At 33.1% G+C, this 19,947-nt stretch carries 16 protein-coding genes and 2 other annotated features; of the genes, 6 read left to right on the plus strand and 10 right to left on the minus strand.

Translation table 11 applies throughout. The features are described 5' to 3' along the window. Positions 1–31: 31 nt before the first annotated feature. On the minus strand, positions 32–304 hold the full coding sequence (locus tag B7R67_RS05990; RefSeq protein WP_088068504.1) for a hypothetical protein: 273 nt from the start codon (positions 302–304) through the stop codon (positions 32–34). A gap of 120 nt (positions 305–424) precedes the next feature. Between B7R67_RS05990 and B7R67_RS05995 the strand changes: the two genes are divergently transcribed. Both B7R67_RS05995 and B7R67_RS06000 read left to right on the plus strand, forming a co-directional pair. Next, complete coding sequence (locus B7R67_RS05995) at positions 425–865, plus strand: DinB family protein (protein WP_088068506.1); 441 nt, start codon at positions 425–427, stop codon at positions 863–865. Between the two features lie 15 nt (positions 866–880). Beyond that, the gene (locus B7R67_RS06000) at positions 881–1,348 is read left to right on the plus strand and encodes a PH domain-containing protein (RefSeq protein WP_088068507.1); all 468 of its coding nucleotides are present in this window, start codon (positions 881–883) and stop codon (positions 1,346–1,348) included. 502 nt (positions 1,349–1,850) lie between these two features. Here the strand turns inward: B7R67_RS06000 and B7R67_RS06005 are convergent. Continuing rightward, on the minus strand, positions 1,851–2,465 hold the full coding sequence (locus tag B7R67_RS06005) for a PH domain-containing protein (protein WP_088068509.1): 615 nt from the start codon (positions 2,463–2,465) through the stop codon (positions 1,851–1,853). Positions 2,466–2,887: 422 nt separating this feature from the next. Between B7R67_RS06005 and B7R67_RS06010 the strand changes: the two genes are divergently transcribed. Further along, complete coding sequence (locus tag B7R67_RS06010; RefSeq protein WP_088068511.1) at positions 2,888–4,444, plus strand: ABC-F family ATP-binding cassette domain-containing protein; 1,557 nt, start codon at positions 2,888–2,890, stop codon at positions 4,442–4,444. 226 nt (positions 4,445–4,670) lie between these two features. On the opposite strand, the gene B7R67_RS06015 is transcribed toward B7R67_RS06010, so the two are convergent. Together B7R67_RS06015 and argS are read right to left on the minus strand one after the other, a co-directional pair. Continuing rightward, a complete protein-coding gene (locus B7R67_RS06015; RefSeq protein WP_088068513.1) occupies positions 4,671–5,264 on the minus strand; it encodes a nitroreductase family protein in 594 nt (197 codons plus the stop codon). A 484-nt stretch (positions 5,265–5,748) separates the two neighbouring features. Next, entirely contained in the window at positions 5,749–7,437 is a 1,689-nt protein-coding gene (argS, locus tag B7R67_RS06020; RefSeq protein WP_088068515.1) for an arginine--tRNA ligase, read from the minus strand. 54 nt (positions 7,438–7,491) lie between these two features. Next, positions 7,492–7,711 (minus strand) — a binding site (T-box leader). Between the two features lie 117 nt (positions 7,712–7,828). Here argS and B7R67_RS06025 point away from each other — a divergent pair. After that, positions 7,829–8,911, plus strand: coding sequence for a tetratricopeptide repeat-containing glycosyltransferase family 2 protein (locus B7R67_RS06025; RefSeq protein WP_235822102.1), 1,083 nt, complete (start codon positions 7,829–7,831; stop codon positions 8,909–8,911). Positions 8,912–8,992: 81 nt separating this feature from the next. Next, on the plus strand, positions 8,993–10,057 hold the full coding sequence (locus tag B7R67_RS06030) for a glycosyltransferase (protein ID WP_088068517.1): 1,065 nt from the start codon (positions 8,993–8,995) through the stop codon (positions 10,055–10,057). 20 nt (positions 10,058–10,077) lie between these two features. Here the strand turns inward: B7R67_RS06030 and B7R67_RS06035 are convergent, their stop codons facing one another. The 5 genes from B7R67_RS06035 to B7R67_RS06055 form a co-directional block, all read right to left on the minus strand. Beyond that, positions 10,078–11,454 (minus strand): glycosyltransferase, encoded by a 1,377-nt coding sequence (locus tag B7R67_RS06035; RefSeq protein WP_088068519.1) that lies wholly within the window; start codon positions 11,452–11,454, stop codon positions 10,078–10,080. 316 nt (positions 11,455–11,770) lie between these two features. Then, a complete protein-coding gene (locus tag B7R67_RS06040; RefSeq protein WP_213084057.1) occupies positions 11,771–12,670 on the minus strand; it encodes a collagen-like domain-containing protein in 900 nt (299 codons plus the stop codon). A gap of 450 nt (positions 12,671–13,120) precedes the next feature. After that, complete coding sequence (pheT, locus tag B7R67_RS06045; RefSeq protein WP_088068521.1) at positions 13,121–15,535, minus strand: phenylalanine--tRNA ligase subunit beta; 2,415 nt, start codon at positions 15,533–15,535, stop codon at positions 13,121–13,123. A gap of 18 nt (positions 15,536–15,553) precedes the next feature. Continuing rightward, complete coding sequence (gene pheS, locus B7R67_RS06050) at positions 15,554–16,588, minus strand: phenylalanine--tRNA ligase subunit alpha (protein WP_088068523.1); 1,035 nt, start codon at positions 16,586–16,588, stop codon at positions 15,554–15,556. 61 nt (positions 16,589–16,649) lie between these two features. Beyond that, positions 16,650–16,896: a binding site (T-box leader), on the minus strand. A gap of 172 nt (positions 16,897–17,068) precedes the next feature. Continuing rightward, positions 17,069–17,818 carry a TrmH family RNA methyltransferase gene (locus tag B7R67_RS06055; protein WP_088068525.1) on the minus strand — a complete coding sequence of 250 codons (750 nt, stop codon included), beginning with the start codon at positions 17,816–17,818 and terminating at the stop codon, positions 17,069–17,071. 104 nt (positions 17,819–17,922) lie between these two features. Between B7R67_RS06055 and sspI the strand changes: the two genes are divergently transcribed. Beyond that, the gene (sspI, locus tag B7R67_RS06060; protein ID WP_088068527.1) at positions 17,923–18,132 is read left to right on the plus strand and encodes a small acid-soluble spore protein SspI; all 210 of its coding nucleotides are present in this window, start codon (positions 17,923–17,925) and stop codon (positions 18,130–18,132) included. Positions 18,133–18,219: 87 nt separating this feature from the next. Here sspI and B7R67_RS22730 read toward each other — a convergent pair whose 3' ends face one another. Continuing rightward, positions 18,220–19,947: a glycine betaine ABC transporter substrate-binding protein gene (locus B7R67_RS22730; protein ID WP_088068530.1), complete on the minus strand. Its 1,728-nt coding sequence runs from the start codon at positions 19,945–19,947 to the stop codon at positions 18,220–18,222.

Consider the following 19,947-nt stretch of genomic DNA (forward strand, 5'->3'; position numbering starts at 1 on the left):
AAAAAAGCTTTATTCTAAATGAAAACTTCATTTAGAATAAAGCATCTACAATAAATATAATAAAGCCTAAAAAACAAGCTACTTGCTTTTGTTTCTTATATCGAAGCATCGGTTTAGATAATAAAAAGATGCAAATTAAAAATCCAAATGGTATCGGTAACCAAAATAATCGAAATGGTAAAGATGCTAGTACATAATAACCGATCAGCTGAAAACCAAGATTACTAACATCACGCTTAATGGCATCTTTATATACAGCTAACACTCCAACTAACAATCCAACATAAAGTAAAAAGATTAACATCAAGCCACCTCCAAGATTGTCCTACTATTAAACTATTCATACATGGCTTGTCTAAAGACACATAAAGAAAAATGTTTATACATATTCATAACTTAGTAGAAACGAAGGAGGCGTATTTAGATGAATAACTTATTAAACGAATTTAGTAGCCTAATTCAGACCGTTCCAAAAATCATGATTGCTTTAACAAATACAGATTTTAAGCCAAATCCTACAAAGTGGTCTAAAAAAGAAATATTAGGTCATCTTTGCGATTCTGCAACAATGAACCACAAACGATTTATCGAAAGATTAATATCAAATGAAGAATTAAATTTAGAGCTTTATAAACAAAATTCATGGGTAGAATTAAATGATTATCAAAATTGCTATACAATAGACGAAGTTATTACTTTATGGACTGCACTTAATAAACGGTTTAAAAATGTACTAGATAATGTTACGGAAGAACAATGGAAATTTGAATATATAATCAATCAAAATGAAAAAGTTACATTAAGCTGGTTATTTACAGATTATATTGATCATCTGAAACATCATCTGAACCAAATTTTAGAATAGAATTAAGGAGTCGTTATGAAATTTCAAGTGAAGAAAAATCCTGTATTAGTCGTTCTAATTCTTAGCTTAGTTCCAATCTTTCTTTCAATTCCAATTATTAGTATTGTTGAAGGGAAAACTGAAGGGATTATTATGAGTCTTGTTGTCTTTGTTCTTTTATTACCAGTACTAATTATTTTAGTATGGGCATTGTTTAAAACATATCATGAAATCACGGACACCGAACTCACATCAACTTTTGGTTTTATAAAATATAACTTTCCTTTAAATGAGATTAGGACCGTTGGCTTTTCAAATAATCCAATTTCATCTCCATCATGGACTTTCAAACGATTAAAAATTGAATATAAAAACTATGGAATTGCTTTACTTTCACTACCAAAAGATGAAGAAATGTTTTTACAAGAAATAAAAAAACATTGCCCATCTGCTACTGTTTTAAATCGTCAAGGAAAAGAGATAGGTACAACAGTCTTAAATTAGGTAATAGGCTTTAAAAATAAATTTCCTAAAGGAAGTTGAGTGATGTTCATTTCCACTACAGGATTCTCGCTTTCCATGGGGCGAAACCTGAGCCTCCTCGGCAAGCCTGCGGGGTCTTTAGCCTTTCCGCATTTCCCATAGGAGTCGAGCATCCTTTCGTTCCAATTAACTTATCCTTCAAAAAAAGTATTCATTAAAAACGATTTAAATTTAATCAGTTTAACGACAAATTCAAAAAAAGCATCGTCTTATAAGATTTGATTTCATTTTTCTAAAAATTAGTATTTAATCGTTTAAACTTATAAAAAGATGATCTAAGTAATGATTTGAGTTTGACGGAGTTATAAATATTGCTCAAAAATACTAACTTTTATATTCTTAAAAGAACATCAAAAAATACTAACTTATCATCAATAAAGTTCACTTAATGACCTTTTTTTATATTGACCGTTATATTTTTCAACACACTGAAGGGATGTCTCTATGAGACATCCCTTTTTATTTAATTATTAATATATTTCTCAAAAACATACCCGAAGTCTTTAACTTTATACTGCTCTCTTGATTTCATTAACCATTCAAAAGCAGCTTCATTAATTTCTTTAAAACTGTTTACTAAAGAATTCTCGTTAGATGTTACACGACCTAATGTTGTGGAAGCTAATTCAATACTTTCTTTTGCATAGCCAAGCGCTAACTCGTTTTCATGGCTAATTTCCGCAATCATTAGTAAAGCTTTATATAGATCTTTTAATTCTTCAATAAACTTTTTATGAACATCAATTGAAAACTCTCTACCACCAATATTGAATTTAATTTCAACATCTAAATCAATTGTACCCGCTGTTTCAAGCACTACATGTGAAATCTTATGAGTATGATAATTATAACGATGTAGAGTACGTTTCTTGCTAATTGCACTAGTACCATCTAGATGTATTAATGCTTTATTTGTAAAACAATACTCATCTGATTTTGATTTAATTAAAAAGTAAATTTTCTCATCATCTTCATGCATTACATAATCATCAGAATCAACCTTATCGTAATTTTTCGGTTCAATAACACTACCTACATCACTTAAACCAAGCATATCTGCAGCAACTTTACCAAACATTAAATTCCCTCCAGTTAAGGGCAGGTCTCAAGGGTACAGAAATGCAGTGATTTTTGAAAATCTTAGAAATTCTTTTCTGCATTACCTACTTCCTAATGCCCAGTTTTATTTTTTTTATTCATAATAATTATACAATAATTACGTCGATTAGAAGATAACAAACACTACATAAAGGAATTTTTTTCCATAAATTTTGTTTTTTCCTCCTCTTAGACTCTATAACACATCTATACTTTCCTATTATTTCTACCTTTCCAGTTCTATCCCAACTTTTCCTGTACTTCCTGCTCTTACCATTCCTGAATTTAATATTGAACACTTCCCTAGTTGCAGACTATAATTAGAAGGTGACTGTTTAAATTACGTTCTTTAACAAAGAACATTATTATATGAAAATGAAAATATAGAAAAGGTGTCGATCAATGAGTATTTTAACTGTAAAAAACTTAAGCCACGGATTCGGTGATCGTGCAATTTTTAACGATGTATCGTTTCGTTTATTAAAAGGAGAACATATTGGACTAGTTGGTGCAAATGGTGAAGGTAAATCAACTTTCATGAATATTGTTACTGGAAAATTACAGCCTGACGAAGGTAAGGTGGAATGGTCTAAAAAAGTCCGTGTTGGTTATTTAGATCAGCATGCTGTATTGCAACCAGGTATGTCTATTCGTGACGTATTAAAAAGTGCTTTCCAATATATGTTTGATATGGAAAATGAAATTAATGATTTATATGTAAGAATGGCTGATGCAACTCCTGAAGAAATGGAGAAAATGCTTGAAGATGTAGGTGTTCTTCAAGATACTTTAACAAATAATGATTTCTATATTATTGATGCTAAAGTTGAAGAAATTGGTCGAGGTTTAGGTTTAGAAGATATCGGACTTGATCGTGATGTAACGGAACTTTCTGGTGGTCAACGTTCAAAGGTTCTACTATCAAAACTTCTATTAGAAAAACCAGACATTTTATTACTCGATGAGCCTACTAACTATTTAGATGAGCAACATATTGAATGGTTAAAACGTTATTTACAAGAGTATGAAAATGCATTTATTTTAATTTCACATGATATTCCATTTTTAAATAGTGTAATTAACTTAATTTATCATATGGAAAACCAAGAATTAAATCGTTACGTAGGTGATTATGATAATTTCAAAGCAATTCACGAAATGAAAAAATCACAATTAGAATCAGCATATAAACGTCAACAACAAGAAATCTCTGAACTAAAAGATTTCGTTGCTCGTAATAAAGCTCGTGTTTCTACTCGTAATATGGCAATGTCTCGCCAAAAGAAACTTGATAAAATGGATGTAATTGAGCTTGCACGTGAAAAGCCAAAACCAGAATTTCAATTTAAACCGGCCCGTACTTCAGGCAAATTAATATTTGAAGCAAAAGATTTAGTAATTGGTTATGATGAACCACTATCAAAACCGTTAAATCTGCGTATGGAACGTGGACAAAAAATTGCTTTAGTTGGTGCTAACGGTATCGGTAAAACGACTTTAATGCGTAGTTTGCTTGGCGATATTAAACCAATTTCTGGTGAAGTTGAGCGCGGCGAATTCCTTCACATTGGATACTTCGAACAAGAAGTTAAAAGTGATAATAATAAAACATGTATCGATGAAGTTTGGGATGAGTTCCCTTCAATGACTCAATATGAAGTTCGTTCTGCACTTGCAAAATGTGGTCTAACTACAAAACATATCGAAAGTAAAGTTACTGTACTAAGTGGTGGAGAAAAGGCAAAAGTACGTTTATGTAAATTAATCAATCAAGAAACAAACCTATTAGTTCTCGATGAGCCTACTAACCATTTAGATGTAGACGCAAAAGACGAACTAAAACGTGCGTTAAAAGAGTACAAAGGTAGCATTTTAATTATCTGTCACGAGCCTGAATTCTACGAAGGATTAGTTACGGATGTATGGAATGGAGAAAACTGGACTACTAAGGTGTTTTAATTAAAAACAGATTGAATAAAAAAGAGAGACTTTTCAGTCTCTCTTTTCAGTGTGTAGACAAAGTCTTTTATCTGATATTCAGACTGATTGAAAACGTTTCCTTTCGAGGCGCGAAGCCTGGTGAGGAGCGGAGTTACCCTTAAACGGTAATGAGCACCACAGGCGGGCGAAGCAACGAAAAAAGCGAGCGTTTGGCGGGCAGTCTCTCTTTTTATTTTATCATCGTTTAAAGTGAAATAATTTGACTAAGCTTAGAAGTCCATTCAGTCGGATGTTTTCTTTTCTTTGTTCCCTTTGGCATTACACTAATATAACCGATATGAAGCGCTCCTAAAATTTTTCGATTTTCAGGAATGCCCATTTCTTTATAAAATTGTTTATCAAAAATATAAGGATTAGTGCGCCAAACCATTCCAATGTTTTTTTCCCAAGCCGCTAATTGTAAATTTTGTACAAATGCGCAAGTAGCTCCAATTGCTTCTAAATTTTTCTTTTCATTATCAGAATGATCGGTCGTTATAATTAAATGCATAGGTGTATCGATAATATATGTTTTAAAAAATTCGGTTGATTTTTTGATTTTCTCAATTGTATATGTTTCGGTCAATTCCATTCTTTCATAACTATCAACAATTTTTGAAGCATAATATTCTTTTTCTTTTTCTTCTGAAATCATAATGAATTGCCAAGGCTCTTCTTTGCTATGGAACGGAGCATAAGATGCTGCTTCAAGTAGCTCCATTAAAACCTTAATATTAATTGGATCTTTTTTTGTCTCTCTGATTGTTCTTCTATTTTTAATAAAATCTAATATGGACATTGAACGATTTCTCCTTAGTCTCTAAATAATCTCTAAATTCATTATAAATGTAAATGATAATCATTATCAATAACTGTTTTATATTATTACAATCAATACTATCTATATGTGGCCATATCTGGAAAGATTGTATAATATTTAAATTATCTTTAATAAATAGGCTTTGTTAAAAAAGAAGGTTGATTTCCGTTCCAGGATGCTCTCAAGAGCAGGAACAAGGAAAGGCAGGATTAAGGAGAAAGGAAAAAAGATTAAAAGACATTAGAGATTTTATTCCTACCTTATAAGTTACCCCTACTTTCCCTGCCTTGCCTGCTCTTCCTGCTCTTAAGTTCTCCCACCATCCACTCCAATCAATGTCTTTTAATATTCTAAACTTTAAATTCTCTAAAATGTTTTTTGTATAAAATCAACAATTAATATTAACAGAGGCAATAAATAAAGACAGGTATTGAAGATTTTTTTCTTCAACACCTGTCTCTTTTTACATCTCTTTTGGAGCACGAATCCCTAATAGTCTTAGACCTTCTTCTAAAACAATTGAAACAACTTTGATTAAAGATAATCTACTTTCGAGTTGGTCATCATTTGTTAGAATATGTGTATTTCCATAATATTTATTAAAACTTTGTGCTAAATCAATTGTATATTTAGCGATGACAGATGGCTCAAATTGCTCAATGCTACGTGACACTTTATTTGGAAACTCCAATACAAGCTTAATGATTTCCCAGCTATAAGCATCGTCAAGTCCTTCTTGTTTACTTAAATCCTTTGAATTAGCTTTTTCTAAAATTGAATTTGTTCTAGCAATTGAGTATTGAACGTAAGGCCCTGTTTCACCTTCAAATTTTAGCATTTGTTCTAGTGAAAACTCGATATTATTCATACGATCATTTTTTAAATCCTGGAATATGATCGCGCCTACACCTACCATTTTGGCAACTTCATCTTTATTTTTTAAAGTAGGATTTTTTTCAGCAATATTTTGACTTGCAAGGTTAATTGCTTCTTCAATTACTTTTTCTAAAAGGACGATTTTACCTTTTCGTGTAGACATTTTTTTACCATTTTGTAGGATTAGACCAAATGGTACATGAACCATATCTTTTGACCAAGTGTACCCCATTTTATCCAAGACAGTAAACACTTGCTCAAAATGTAACGCCTGTTCACCACCAACTACATAAACCGCTTTATCGAAATCGTATGTTTCTTTTCTGTAAAGTGCCGCTGCCAAATCTCTAGTAGCATATAATGTAGCACCATCTGATTTTCGAATTAAACATGGCGGTAATTCTTTTTCTGTCAACTCAACAACGTCAGCACCGTCAGATTCAACTAATAAGTTTTTTTGCTCTAGTAGCTCAATAACTCGATCCATTTTATCATTGTAAAAAGCTTCACCGTTAAAACTATCAAAATTAACACCCAATAAATCGTAAACTAACATGAATTCTTTAAGTGACTCATCACGGAACCATTTCCATAATTGTAGAGCTTCTTCATTTTTTTCTTCTAATTGCTTAAACCAACTTCTTGCTTCTTCTTCCAAATGTGGTTCATTTTCAACGACTTCATGAAACTTAATATATAATTTTAATAACTCTTTTATAGGGTTCTCTTTTACATCTTCTTCATTGCCCCAAAGTTTATAAGCTACAATTAATTTTCCGAATTGAGTTCCCCAATCTCCAAGGTGATTAATTTTTACAGATTTATAACCATTTTTTTCTCCTATTTTAGCAATCGAATTTCCAATCATCGTAGATCGTAAATGTCCCATTGAAAATGGTTTTGCAATATTTGGAGAAGAACAATCAATTGCAATTGTCTTTCCAATTCCAACTTCTTGATTACCATATTCATTCCCTTGACTTAGAACTAAATCTATTACTTGCTTACTTACCAACTTTTTATTCAAAAAACAGTTTACATACGGTCCATTTGCTTCTACTTTTTCTATCAAATCATGTTCAATTTGTGGTGCAATTTCTTTGGCAATTAATACAGGCGATTTTTTTAATGCTTTTGCTAATTGGAAACATGGAAATGCCAAATCACCTTGATCTGAATAATTCGGTTTTTCAATAAGTGAAATGATTTCGGTTAAGGTTAATTTTCCATTCAACGCTTTTTCGATTTGTTGGCTATACATTTCTAAATAATTCATTTTCTCATTCCTTTCTAATCATTTAAGAAGCAAAATAAAAAACCCGTCTCTATACTAAGAGACGGGTTTAAAAATCCGCGGTACCACTCTAATTGTTCAACTAAATTGAACCAACTTTAAAATTTGTTAACGAGGTCTTCCCCGGCAAAGTCCTACTATTATTTCAGACCGCAATTCCGAAGTGCGCTTCACCTTATCCATTCTATTAGGCTTCCACCATCCCTAACTCGCTAAAAAATAAAAATAAGATTACTCTCTTCTTCATAAAATTTGTAATATTCATTTTAATTATTTAATCATATTCAAGGTAGAAATACAATAATCTTTTTAACCTTTAAGAATGACACCATTTGTTGACAACCTTAATAACATAGAAATTGAGGTGGATAATATGAAAAATAATGCGATTACTTTAAGCCTTTGTATGATTGTCAAAAACGAAGAAGCAGTACTTTCCAGATGCTTATCATCTATATCTAATATAGTAGACGAAATTATTATTGTTGATACTGGTTCAACCGACAAAACAAAAGAAATTGCTAAAAATTTTAATAGTCTTATATATGACTTTAAATGGATTAACGATTTTTCAGCGGCAAGAAACTTTGCATTTTCTAAAGCAACTAAGGATTATATTATTTGGTTAGATGCAGATGATATTCTAACTGAAGAGAATGCAAATAAGTTACTTGCATTAAAAAAATCGCTTAATAAAAAAGTTGATGCTGTTGGGATGAAGTATCATCTTTCATTTGATGAAAATGGAAATCCGAGTTTTAGTTCTGTGAGACATCGAATTGTTAAACGAGAACGAAACTTTAAATGGATTGGTTTCGTTCATGAATATTTAGAGGTTTATGGTGAAATTATTCAATCAGATGCCGCAATTATTCATCAAAAAGACAAGGAATATTCAGATCGAAATTTAAAAATATATGAAAATGCTATTTCTTCAGGAAAAGAATTAAGTCCTCGTGACAAATATTATTATGCAAATGAATGCGTTGATAATCAATTATATGAGAAAGCCGTCGAATGGTACGAATTATTTTTAAAAGAAGGAAAAGGTTGGTATGAAGATAGTATTCAGGCTTGCGGAAAAATGGCAGATTGCTTTATCAATTTACAAAACTGGGAAAAAGCAATAAACAGTTGTTTAAAATCTTTTTATTATGATGGCCCACGAGGAGAAAACTGTTGTCGTTTAGGCTATATTTATCTTCAACAAGGTGATTATTCACGAGCAATATCTTGGTACAAACTTGCTACATTAGTAAGTGTTCCTGAAACTAGTCCATTTATCAACCAGGCGTGTTACACTTGGTTACCCCATTTACAGTTATGTCTATGCTATAGTCGCTTAGGAGATCAAGTGACCGCAAAAAAGCATAATGATTTAGCAGCAAATTATGTCCCAAATAATCCTTCTGTACTATACAATCAAGAATATTTTCGCACTTATTTTAAAGATTAATGACTCCCCTTAAAACTTACTTATATACAATTGAACTCAAAAAAACTAAAAAATTCATTGAAATAAACCAGGAGTGATAGTTTGATTACAGTTAGTTTATGTATTGTTGTTCATAATAACGAAGCAATAATAGAAAGATGCCTTAATTCCGTTATAGGCATCGTCGATGAAATCATAGTTGTAGATCTCGATTCTTCTGATCGAACTGTTGGGCTTGTGAAGAATTTTTCAGAACGAGTATTCAGTTTAGAAGAGAACACTAATAAAGAAGATGCTCTAAGTTATTCAATAACAAAGGCAACTAAAGACTTCATTTTATTTCTAAACCCTAGTGAAGTCTTGCAAGAGAACGATCGTAAAAAATTTGTTCAATTAAAACAAGAAATGAACAAAGATGCTATTCATTTTACATTAGATTATCAGCTTGGCTGGAATGAAACTAGTAAACGAAAAGTCACAAGATTAGTTAATAGACTCCACACTAGAAATGTGAATGAAACCTTAAATAAAGAAGATACTTTAGAAACTCTTCTATCCATTGATCTTACAATCACAGACCTTCCTTTCACCGAAAATATAGAAGATAATCTCTCGATGTTTGATCAAATGTTAAATCATAATCTTAATTTTTCACCAAGAGATTTATTTTATTACGCTAGAGAACTTTGCTCAAACACTCAATTTGAAAAAGCGATTAAATATTTTTTAAACTATTTGAGGACTAATCAGCAATTTGAAGAACATAATATCCTTGCATGTAATTATTTAGCAAATTGTTATCACGAGCTAAATTTTAAAGAATTGGAAACTATTTGGTTATTAAAAGCTCTTCAATACGGCAAAACTCACCCTGAAACATGTTGTAGACTTGGTTATTTATATTTAGAGAAAATGAATTTGGATTCAGCAATCTATTGGTATAAAGAAGCAATATTAAATAAAGTAAATACGAGATTACTTGATCACAATCCCTCTTGTTCCACTTGGCTACCACATTTACAACTAGCCGTTTGCTATGACAAAATCGGTGAATATGAACTTGCAAATGAACACAATGAAAAAGCACTTCAATTCTCCCCTGCGCATCCTATCATTCTTTCAAATCGAGAATATTTTTCTTATAGATTAAATAGTAAAGGCAGTTGAGTAAATCAACTGCCTTTTTATTATTTTTTCTTTATAAGTAAACACATTTGATAAATTTCCAGATTTGTATTTAATCCATTAAGGTCAATTCCAAAGCTATGTGCTAAATGAATCACTTCTTCAAAAAACAACTTAATATTTAAATCAACGTCGATATTTTCATATTTTTTTGTGATAATTTCAAATTGATTAGAAGGGAATAGTGTATTTATCGTTTGAGGCGTAAAAAACCGAATATGTTCTTTATTCAATATACCTGCTTGAATGTAATTCCATTGACCTTGTAATAACTGAAAAACAACTTCTCCGTGAGATACATTTGGAACCCTACATATAATTGAACCAGATGGTTTTAATAATTTCGTAACTTCTTGTACAAAACTCCAAGGGTCAATTAATTGATCAACAATCTGATCAAGTATAATTAAATCAAAAAATTCATTAGCGTACCCTTGAGGCACTTCATTAATACTTAGATTATCAACTTTATTATAAAATTGGGATGATATAAAAGAAAGTTTTGAATCTACTTCGGTACCATACAAACCACATTTATAAAGATTTTTAATTTCTAAGCCTGTTGCACCAGCTAAACAGCCGATTTCTAATATATTTTCCACATTTTGTGGTACCATTTCAATAATTTCCAATTTTGGATAGGCACTATCAATTAAATGATTGCCCCACTTTTCTATATATTTCATTCTGTTTTCAATATAAAGTTGATTAATATTAATATCGTTATTACCATTAAATGTTACATGCCCATAATGATGAACAAATGAATCTAATGCAATATGCAATTCATATCCTTCTAAAACTGTCCTTAAACAAATATCATCATCTTCAAAAGATCCTAATTTAAATCTTTCATCGAAGCCAACTAATTTCTCTATTAATTCCCTTCTTACTAGTAAACAAAATCCTACTAATCGTATCACCCGTTTAGATTTCCCTTTTACTTTTGCACAATAACGTAATGAAAATTCATTTATTTCTTCATCGGTATGGTAATCCACGTTAATTCTTTGCAAACCACTTACATAATTGCTAACTGGGCCTACCATTCCAATTTTTTCATTACTATTCAAGAGGGCAAACATTGCATCTAACCAGTTTTCGGTTACAATTGTATCATTGTTTAAAAATAACAAGTTGTCTCCTGTTGCGACCTCAATTCCTTGGTTACAGCCTTTTGCAAAGCCCATATTTATATCATTTAATATTGTAATAAATGATGAATTGCTCTTTAAATATTCTCTTGTCCCATCTGTCGAACCATTATCCACAACGATAATCTCTACTTCTTCTTCCTTTGTATACTTTGCAAGACTTTCAAAGCATTTTTTGGATACTTCAAGCTGATTATAAGTCAAAATAATTATACTAGTTTTCATTTGTTAATCACCTTCTTAACTCACTTTAAAAGTAGACGCTCCATTCCTCTTATCAATATTTTAGAATCATGACTATTTATTTGTGTTTACCAGAAAATTCCTGCACAATTTCATTTTGAGCTCGTGTTTTGTTCCTTTTTAAACAAGAAATATATTTCCATTCCTATAAAAAACATCCTCAAAAAATTACTAAATTTCTGTCACCGCCTTAATTAACTTATTCAACTATGGAATATTTTGCTAGTATTAAAAAAATATTTCATTCTTATCTTTCAAAAAAAAGAATCCGTTTTAACAACGGATTCTAAACCCTTAATTAGCTCAGCTCAATTATCACAATACTAACATTTGGATGATTAACATCTTGAGCTGGGAAAGTCATGTCTGTAGTACTGTCAACAATCATAACTAAATTAGTTGGTGCAACTTGTCCAACAGTACTAATAATAAATTCACCTGAACCTTCTGAAGCAGTTACTAAAGCTGCGGAACTTGGATCAGTGAATCCACTTCCTGGAATATCTGTACTCGCTAAAGTAAAATGAACTGAAACTTCTGAAACAGAAGCATCACCAACAAAAGTATATATAACCTGATAATTGTGACCTTGAGCAAGTACAATATTTGGTGAGCCTGCTACATGAGTAATATCCGTCCCTGAAATGGTTCCATTCGTATCAAAAGAGACAGGATTACCTGTTGCTATTGTTTGAGTTCCTACGTTAAAGATGTGTGCAAATGCTCCGATTGTGCCTGTTGCTCCCGCTGGACCTGTTGCTCCTGCTGGACCTGTTGGACCTTGTGGACCTGTTACTCCCGCTGGGCCTGGAGGTCCTCCTGAAGGGCCTGCTGGACCTTGTGGACCTGTCGCTCCGTTTGCTCCAGTTACTCCTGCTGGGCCTGTTGCTCCTGCCGGACCTACTGGACCCATTGGACCCATTGGTCCCATCGGTCCCATATGACCTCTTTTCCCTCTCTCTCCGTCATCACCATCTTTTCCTCTTTTCCCTCTGTCTCCTTTTGGTCCTGTTGGACCAGTTGGACCAGTTGGGCCTACTGGACCCATCGGGCCAATTGGGCCTACTGGACCTTGAAGCTGGAATGAAGAATTCTGCTGTTGTGGTGAATTTAATGAATCTGAATATTGTCCCATACCTGTTTTTTCTGGTTCTTCTGATGGTTGTTGTGGTAGTGGTGGTAATGGTGGTAGTGGCAAAAATATACACCTCTCAAAAATTTTTAATTGTACATTTTATAGTATAGAAAAAGGACAAATTGGTTCATTCACACTATAAAAATGGGACAAAAAATAGGTGAATATTCTATTAAAATTTTCTAATAGAATACTCACCCATATAAAAAACCAGAAATAGTATGATTTCTGGTACCATACTGTTGGCAAACGCTCACTTACTTCGTTGCTTCGACTGCTTACGGTACTCATTACCGTCTTGGGTAACTCCGCTCCTCATAAGGCTTCGCGCCTCGAAAGACAAACGTTTTTCAATCAGTCTGATTATCTGATTTATGGAATATTGCAATACAAAAAAACCAGAAATCGAATGATTTCTGGTTTTTTATCCATTTCAAGCTTATCTCAAAAATGGTTTCATAACTAATTTCATTAAAAGGATCGTTATAGACTTATTAAAGAAGTCTTTTTAAATTAGCCTCTTAATTGAGCGTTATGTGTTTCTTCTACTGCTTTCAATACTTTAGAATGCGCTTTTGTTACTTCTTCATCCGTTAAAGTACGTTCAGGATCGAAGTAAGTTAATGAGAAGGCAACAGATTTCTTGCCTGCTTCCATTTTGTCACCTTCATATAAATCAAATATTGTAGCATCTTTTAGAAGTTTTCCACCTGCTGAACGAATAGTAGATAGTATATCACCAGCAAATACTTTCGAATCAACTACTAATGCCATATCTCGGTTCATTGATGGGAAACGAGGTATTGCATTGTATAAAATATCTTCGAATTCAGTGTTTAATAACTTTTCAAGAGATAATTGGAAAACATAAGTTTCTTTAATATCCCACTCTTTTTGTGTAACAGGATGAACTTGACCAATAAAACCAATTTCTTCATCATTTAATAAAATACTAGCAGTACGTCCTGGATGTAATTCTTCTTTTTTAGCAGCAGTATAAGTTATTTTATTTGATAAACCTATCTCATTAAATAAACCATCTAAAATACCTTTTACTACGTAGAAATCAACAGCTTTTTTCTCACCTTGCCACGCATGTTGCAACCATAAACCAGTTAACGCTCCAGCTAAATATTCTTCTTCGTGTGGAAGATCGTTCTTTTCCTTCGTTAAGAATACAGAGCCTGTTTCAAATAGTTGAACGTTTTCTTCTTTTCGCGCAACATTATATGAAACAGCATCTAATAAATGTGGTACTAAGCTGAAACGTAGCTCACTGCGCTCTTCACTCATAGGTAATGCTAAACGTACAGGTTCCGCATCTACAGTTTCTAATGCAAAGCGTTTTACCTTATTATTACTTGTTAAAGAGTACGTTACAGCTTCGTAAAGACCTGCGTGTTGTAAATAATTACGAATTTTTCTACGTTGTGCTTGATAAGGTGTTAATTGTCCACGGCTAGCAACTCCAGTTGGTAATGTAGCTGGAATATGATCGTAACCATAAAGACGTCCTACTTCTTCAACTAAATCTTCTTCAATTGAAATATCACCACGACGACTAGGTACAGTAACAGTAAATACTTCACCATTTTGTGTAGCTTCTAATCTTAAACGACGGAATATCTCTTTTACAGTTTCAGCATCAATTGATGTACCTAATACACCATTAATCTTACTTACAGTAACTGATACTGTTATAGCATCGTCAACTAAATTGTCGGCAATTACAGTACCTTCTACAATTGTTCCACCAGCAAGTTCAGCCATTAACTGAGCAGCACGTTCAGATGCAGGGAATGTACGTGAAGCATCGATCCCTTTTTCAAAACGAGCACTAGAATCGCTACGTAAGCCTAAGTCTTTTGAAGTTTGACGAACACTTTGGCCTCTGAAAACAGCCGATTCAATTAAAACGTCTACAGTTTCTGCATCAACTTCAGTATTTTGACCACCCATTACACCTGCAACTGCAACTGCTTCTTTCTCTGTTGCAATCACTAAATTATGTGGCTGTAATGTGCGCTCCTCACCATCAAGTGTAACGATTTTTTCATTTTCTTTTGCATGACGAACAATAATTTGATTACTGTTTAATTTTTTAAAATCGAACGCGTGTAATGGTTGACCATACTCAATTAAAATATAGTTCGTAATATCAACAACATTATTTATTGGACGAATACCAGCACTCATTAAACGAGCTTGCATCCATAATGGGGAAGGTCCTATTTTTACACCTTTAACTAATTTAGCACTATAATATGGAGCATCTTCTTTTGATTCAATTGTTACTGAAACATAATCAGCAGTAGCAGCTGTGTCCGCATTAATAGACGGAAGTTTTACGTCACGATCTAAAATTGCAGCTACCTCGTAAGCAACACCAATCATATTTAAGCAATCCGCACGGTTCGGTGTTAACCCAAGTTCTAATACAGCATCATCACGGAATAATACTTCTAATGCATCAGCACCTACTTCAGCATCACTTGGTAATACAAAAATTCCATTTGAGAACTCTTTTGCTACTACTTTTCCTTCAATTCCTAATTCTTGAAGAGAACAGATCATTCCTTCAGAAACTTCTCCACGTAATTTTGCTTTTTTAATTTTAAAATTACCTGGTAATACTGCGCCTACCTTTGCAACGATAACTTTTTGACCTTTTGCAACATTTGGTGCACCACATATAATTTGAACTGGTTGTTCTTCTCCAACATCCACAGTACATTTTGATAATTTATCAGCTTCAGGATGTTGTTCACGTTCCATTACATAACCAACAACAACATTTTTAATTCCTTCAGAAAGATGATTTACACCTTCAACTTCAATACCTGCTTTTGTTATTAACTTTGCAAGCTCATCTGGCGTTACACCACTTAAATCAACGTATTCTTGTAACCATTTAGTCGATACAAACATGTTTTGTCCCCTCCTACCTTACATTTGTTGGAATTGTTTTAAAAATCTTATATCGTTCGTATAGAAATGACGAATATCATCAATACCATATTTCAATAATGCGATACGCTCTGGACCCATACCGAATGCAAATCCTTGAACTTCTTTTGGATTATATCCAGCCATCTCAAGTACATTTGGATGAACCATTCCAGCTCCTAAAATTTCAATCCATCCTGTATGCTTACACATATTACAACCTTTTCCTCCGCATTTCATACAAGAAATATCCATCTCTACTGATGGCTCAGTGAATGGGAAGAAACTTGGACGTAAGCGAATTTCACGATCCTCACCAAACATCTTTTTAGCGAAAAGTTGTAACGTTCCTTTTAAATCACTCATTGAAATGTTTTCACCAATCACTAATCCTTCAATTTGCATAAATTGATGTGAGTGAGTAGCATCATCATCGTCACGGCGATAAACTTTACCTGGACAAATAATTTTGATTGGTCCTTTTTCAACATTCGCTTCCATTGTTCTTGCTTGAACTGGTGAAGTATGAGTTCTCATTAAAGTTTCTTCAGAAATATAGAACGAATCTTGCATGTCACGAGCAGGGTGACCTTTTGGTAAATTTAATGCTTCGAAATTATAATAGTCTTTTTCAACTTCTGGACCTTCAGCGATTTCATAGCCCATTCCGATAAATAAATCTTCAATTTCTTGAATTACAGCTCTTAAAGGATGTGCTCCCCCTGCATGAACTGGTCTTCCAGGAAGTGTCACGTCAATACTTTCACTTTCTAATTTTTCATTGATTGCATTTTGTTCTAATAAGACTTGTTTTGCTTCAAGCTTCTCTTGAATTGCTGCACGTACTTCATTCGCTACAGCTCCCATTTTTGGACGCTCTTCAGGAGATAAATCCTTCATTGCTTTCATTGCCTCTGTAATTGGACCTTTTTTTCCAAGATAGGCAATTCTTACTTCATTTAATGCTTTTAAATCTTGTGCTTCTTCAATCTGCTTAATTGCTTCTGCTTGTAAAGAAATTAAACGCTCTTGCATGAATATTCCTCCTAATCAATATCAATTTTTCATTTTTAAACATAAAAAAACCTCGCTCCCAAAAAGGGACGAGGATTGATCGCGGTACCACCCTAATTAACAGTTATGATTAAAACACAAACTAACTGCTCACTTCATTCATATAACGATCTACTAAGATAGACCGAGTCGCCTTTACATTAAAAAATGGTCCCGGCGCTAGCTCAAGAGGTGAATTCAATTTGGTCTACTATAAAAGTGCTTGCAGTCTATGACACTTTTTCCCTTAATAGTGATTCAAATTTACTATTCTCTGTCAAAGCTTTTTTATGTATTAAATTTCCTTAATTAATTATAGTGATATTTTTCAATTAATGCAACTGGAATTAGGGGCAGGATTTAGGAAATGCAGGATAAGGATTAGGAAAAGATTTTAAAGCTAAAAGATTTTTCTTCTTTCCTGCTTTTCCTGCTTTTCCTGCTTTTCCTGCTCTCCCCGCCCTACATGCTATACATTAAAATTCCTGCTGCGATTCCAACATTTAATGATTCAGCTTTACCGTATATTGGGATATATAAATTTTCGTCAGTCAGTGAAAGAAGTGTGGAATTTACACCTTTCCCTTCATTTCCAACAATAATTGCAAAACGATTTGTTACTTTCACTTCATTAAACGGTTTTGCATTTTGAAGAGATGTACCGTAAACAGTTAATCCTTTTTCTTTTAGATTCATAATCGTTTCCGATAAATCACCGCGTAATATCGGTAAATGGAAGATTGAACCTTGTGTTGAGCGAATTGTTTTAGCATTATATAAATCACTTGTTCCAGTACCTAGAATAACGCCATCGAATCCAGCTGCATCCGCTGTTCGAATCATCGTTCCAACGTTACCTGGGTCTTGAACTTCATCAATTAATAATAATTTCGATACTTTTTCAAAATCAATTCGTACAAAAGAAAATTCGATAATCGCAAAAATACCTTGTGTTGTTTCCGTTTCACTTAATTCTTTACTAACTTCCTTTGAAATATATGTAATATCAAAAGAACCTGTTGAAAAATTAGAAGGTAAATCAACTTCTTCACAAATTAGTAAATGAAGGATTGGCGCATCGTGTTTGATTGCCTCTTCTACTAAATGAAATCCTTCAACGATAAATTGTTTTGCTTTATCTCTTCCTTTTTTAGTATGTAATTTTTTCCAAGCTTTTACAGAATTATTTTGTATGGAATCAATTTGTTTCATAAGATTTCCTTTACCTTTCTTCGTATATCATATCGTTTATCATACATAAAATCGTTTCTGTTTACAAATACTATATAAAGCTTAATATGAAAGGAGAATTCAAAATGAATTTTAATATTCGCGGTGCAGTTCTTCACAATATTTCAGGTAATAAAAGCGACCAATTAGAGGCAACAATTGTAGACGCTATTCAAAGTGGTGAGGAAAAAGTTTTACCAGGCTTAGGTGTCCTTTTAGAACTTTTTTGGAATAACGCTAATGAATCGCAAAAGCATGAACTATTATCAGTTTTAGAAAATGGAGTAAGCCATTAATAAAGTATCTTTTCACAACGTATAAAAGGACTAACTTAAGCAATTAGCTTAGTTAGTCCTTTTATTATTACTATTTTTGAATTTAAACTATTTCAAATCATTGATCGAATTAATCTTCATATATTTCGGGACTACCAAGCCCAATTTAGTTCCTTCTAAATTTGGACCAAGATCGATCAATTTGTTTTTATATTCATTGATGTAATCTTTATGAGTAGTTGGAAGCCATGCTGCTACCATTGCATCTGCACTCCCATCTGCTACACCAGCAAACATTGGTCCTGCCTCGACTTGTTTTAACGTCACATCATATCCTTGTTTTTCTAATACTTTTCCTATGACATTTGTACTAGCAACTTCAGATTCCCACGCAACATACACGAGATTAATTTTTTCACCATTACCTTTTGAAGTACCTTTTGTCCATTTATTCACTTGATTTTTGTGCGTTTCCAGCCATTTATTTGCTGCATTTTCAGGTTTCATACCATCTTGTATATCCCTCATAACTTCTTCCATATCGGAAGGTGTCCAATAAAAATTGTCTAATATCGTGTACGCACCAGGAAGGTCTTCTTTTAAACCTTTCCTTACCTCCGTGTGAATCGATTCAGTTTTGCCGAATGATCCTTTTGGATCTTCTAGATACTTTAATTTATATTTTGAAAACATCCAATGAGGAGTCCATCCTGTAACGATGATTGGTTCTTTATTTTCGTATGCTTTTTTCAACTCAGCTGTCATCGCTGCAGAAGAGCCTTCTTTTAATGTCCAATCCTTTAAATCATAATCCTTCATCGCTTTTTCTGTTGCCTTCATTAATCCAGCACCTGGATCTATTCCGGTAATCTCATAATTTACTTGAGCACCCAAATTATTTGACTTCGCTTTCTCATCTTTAGACCCTGCAAATCCAACTGCACAGGCAGAAAGGAAAAGGATTACTGCGATTAGCCCATAAGCATATTTTTTGGCGAATTTTTTCTCATAAGCAGGTTGACGTAGGTTTTGGGAAATTCGATCGAGAATAATTGCAACGATAACAATCGATATTCCTGCCTCGAATCCTTCACCTACTTTAATCTGAGTTACAGCACGATATACTTCTGCACCTAAACCTGGTGCACCTACTAATGAGGAAATAACTACCATCGATAAAGCAAGCATAATACTTTGATTAATTCCCGCTAAAATTGTAGGAGCTGCTAGAGGTAGCTGCACTTTAAATAGCCTTTGCCAAGTTGTTGATCCAAACGCATTTGATGCTTCAATTAAATCATTTGGAACTTCTCGAATACCTAGATTCGTTAATCGAATAGTTGGTGGTAATGCAAAAATGACAGATGCCAATATGCCGGGTACTACCCCAATTCCAAAAAAGAGAATTGAAGGAATTAAATACACAAATGCTGGCATTGTTTGCATAAAGTCGAGTATAGGTGTGATTACCTGTTTCACCCGATTGTTTTGTGAAGCCCATATACCTAATGGAATTCCAATAACAACCGTTATTACGATCGCTGATAAAATCAATGCCAACGATTCTACTGTAGCATCCCAAAGTCCTAGATTATCGATTAATAACAATCCAAGTAATGTAAACAGCCCAACAGTCCACCTACTTGTATAGAAAGCAAGAAATGATAATAATAAAATTAAAACAATTGATGGTCCAAGTCCTAAAACTTTCACTAGGTTATTTAAAAGGGTTTCTGTAACGTTCGATATTGAATTGAATAGAGGATGAAAAGTTTTGATAATCAATTCTACTAGTTTATCAACCCATTCAGCCAACGGAATTTTTGGTATCCCCAT

Source organism: Gottfriedia luciferensis, assembly GCF_002156865.1.
GTDB classification, from domain to species: Bacteria; Bacillota; Bacilli; order Bacillales; family Bacillaceae_G; genus Gottfriedia; species Gottfriedia luciferensis.

What these genes read in the sequence shown, in the direction of transcription:
- B7R67_RS05990 (WP_088068504.1), bottom strand. Translation starts at nt 304, where the DNA reads ATGTTAATCTTTTTACTTTATGTTGGATTGTTAGTTGGAGTGTTAGCT.
- B7R67_RS05995 (WP_088068506.1), top strand. Translation starts at nt 425, where the DNA reads ATGAATAACTTATTAAACGAATTTAGTAGCCTAATTCAGACCGTTCCA.
- B7R67_RS06000 (WP_088068507.1), top strand. Translation starts at nt 881, where the DNA reads ATGAAATTTCAAGTGAAGAAAAATCCTGTATTAGTCGTTCTAATTCTT.
- B7R67_RS06005 (WP_088068509.1), bottom strand. Translation starts at nt 2,465, where the DNA reads ATGTTTGGTAAAGTTGCTGCAGATATGCTTGGTTTAAGTGATGTAGGT.
- B7R67_RS06010 (WP_088068511.1), top strand. Translation starts at nt 2,888, where the DNA reads ATGAGTATTTTAACTGTAAAAAACTTAAGCCACGGATTCGGTGATCGT.
- B7R67_RS06015 (WP_088068513.1), bottom strand. Translation starts at nt 5,264, where the DNA reads ATGTCCATATTAGATTTTATTAAAAATAGAAGAACAATCAGAGAGACA.
- argS (WP_088068515.1), bottom strand. Translation starts at nt 7,437, where the DNA reads ATGAATTATTTAGAAATGTATAGCCAACAAATCGAAAAAGCGTTGAAT.
- B7R67_RS06025 (WP_235822102.1), top strand. Translation starts at nt 7,829, where the DNA reads ATGAAAAATAATGCGATTACTTTAAGCCTTTGTATGATTGTCAAAAAC.
- B7R67_RS06035 (WP_088068519.1), bottom strand. Translation starts at nt 11,454, where the DNA reads ATGAAAACTAGTATAATTATTTTGACTTATAATCAGCTTGAAGTATCC.
- pheT (WP_088068521.1), bottom strand. Translation starts at nt 15,535, where the DNA reads ATGTTTGTATCGACTAAATGGTTACAAGAATACGTTGATTTAAGTGGT.
- pheS (WP_088068523.1), bottom strand. Translation starts at nt 16,588, where the DNA reads ATGCAAGAGCGTTTAATTTCTTTACAAGCAGAAGCAATTAAGCAGATT.
- B7R67_RS06055 (WP_088068525.1), bottom strand. Translation starts at nt 17,818, where the DNA reads ATGAAACAAATTGATTCCATACAAAATAATTCTGTAAAAGCTTGGAAA.
- sspI (WP_088068527.1), top strand. Translation starts at nt 17,923, where the DNA reads ATGAATTTTAATATTCGCGGTGCAGTTCTTCACAATATTTCAGGTAAT.
- B7R67_RS22730 (WP_088068530.1), bottom strand. Translation starts at nt 19,947, where the DNA reads ATGGGGATACCAAAAATTCCGTTGGCTGAATGGGTTGATAAACTAGTA.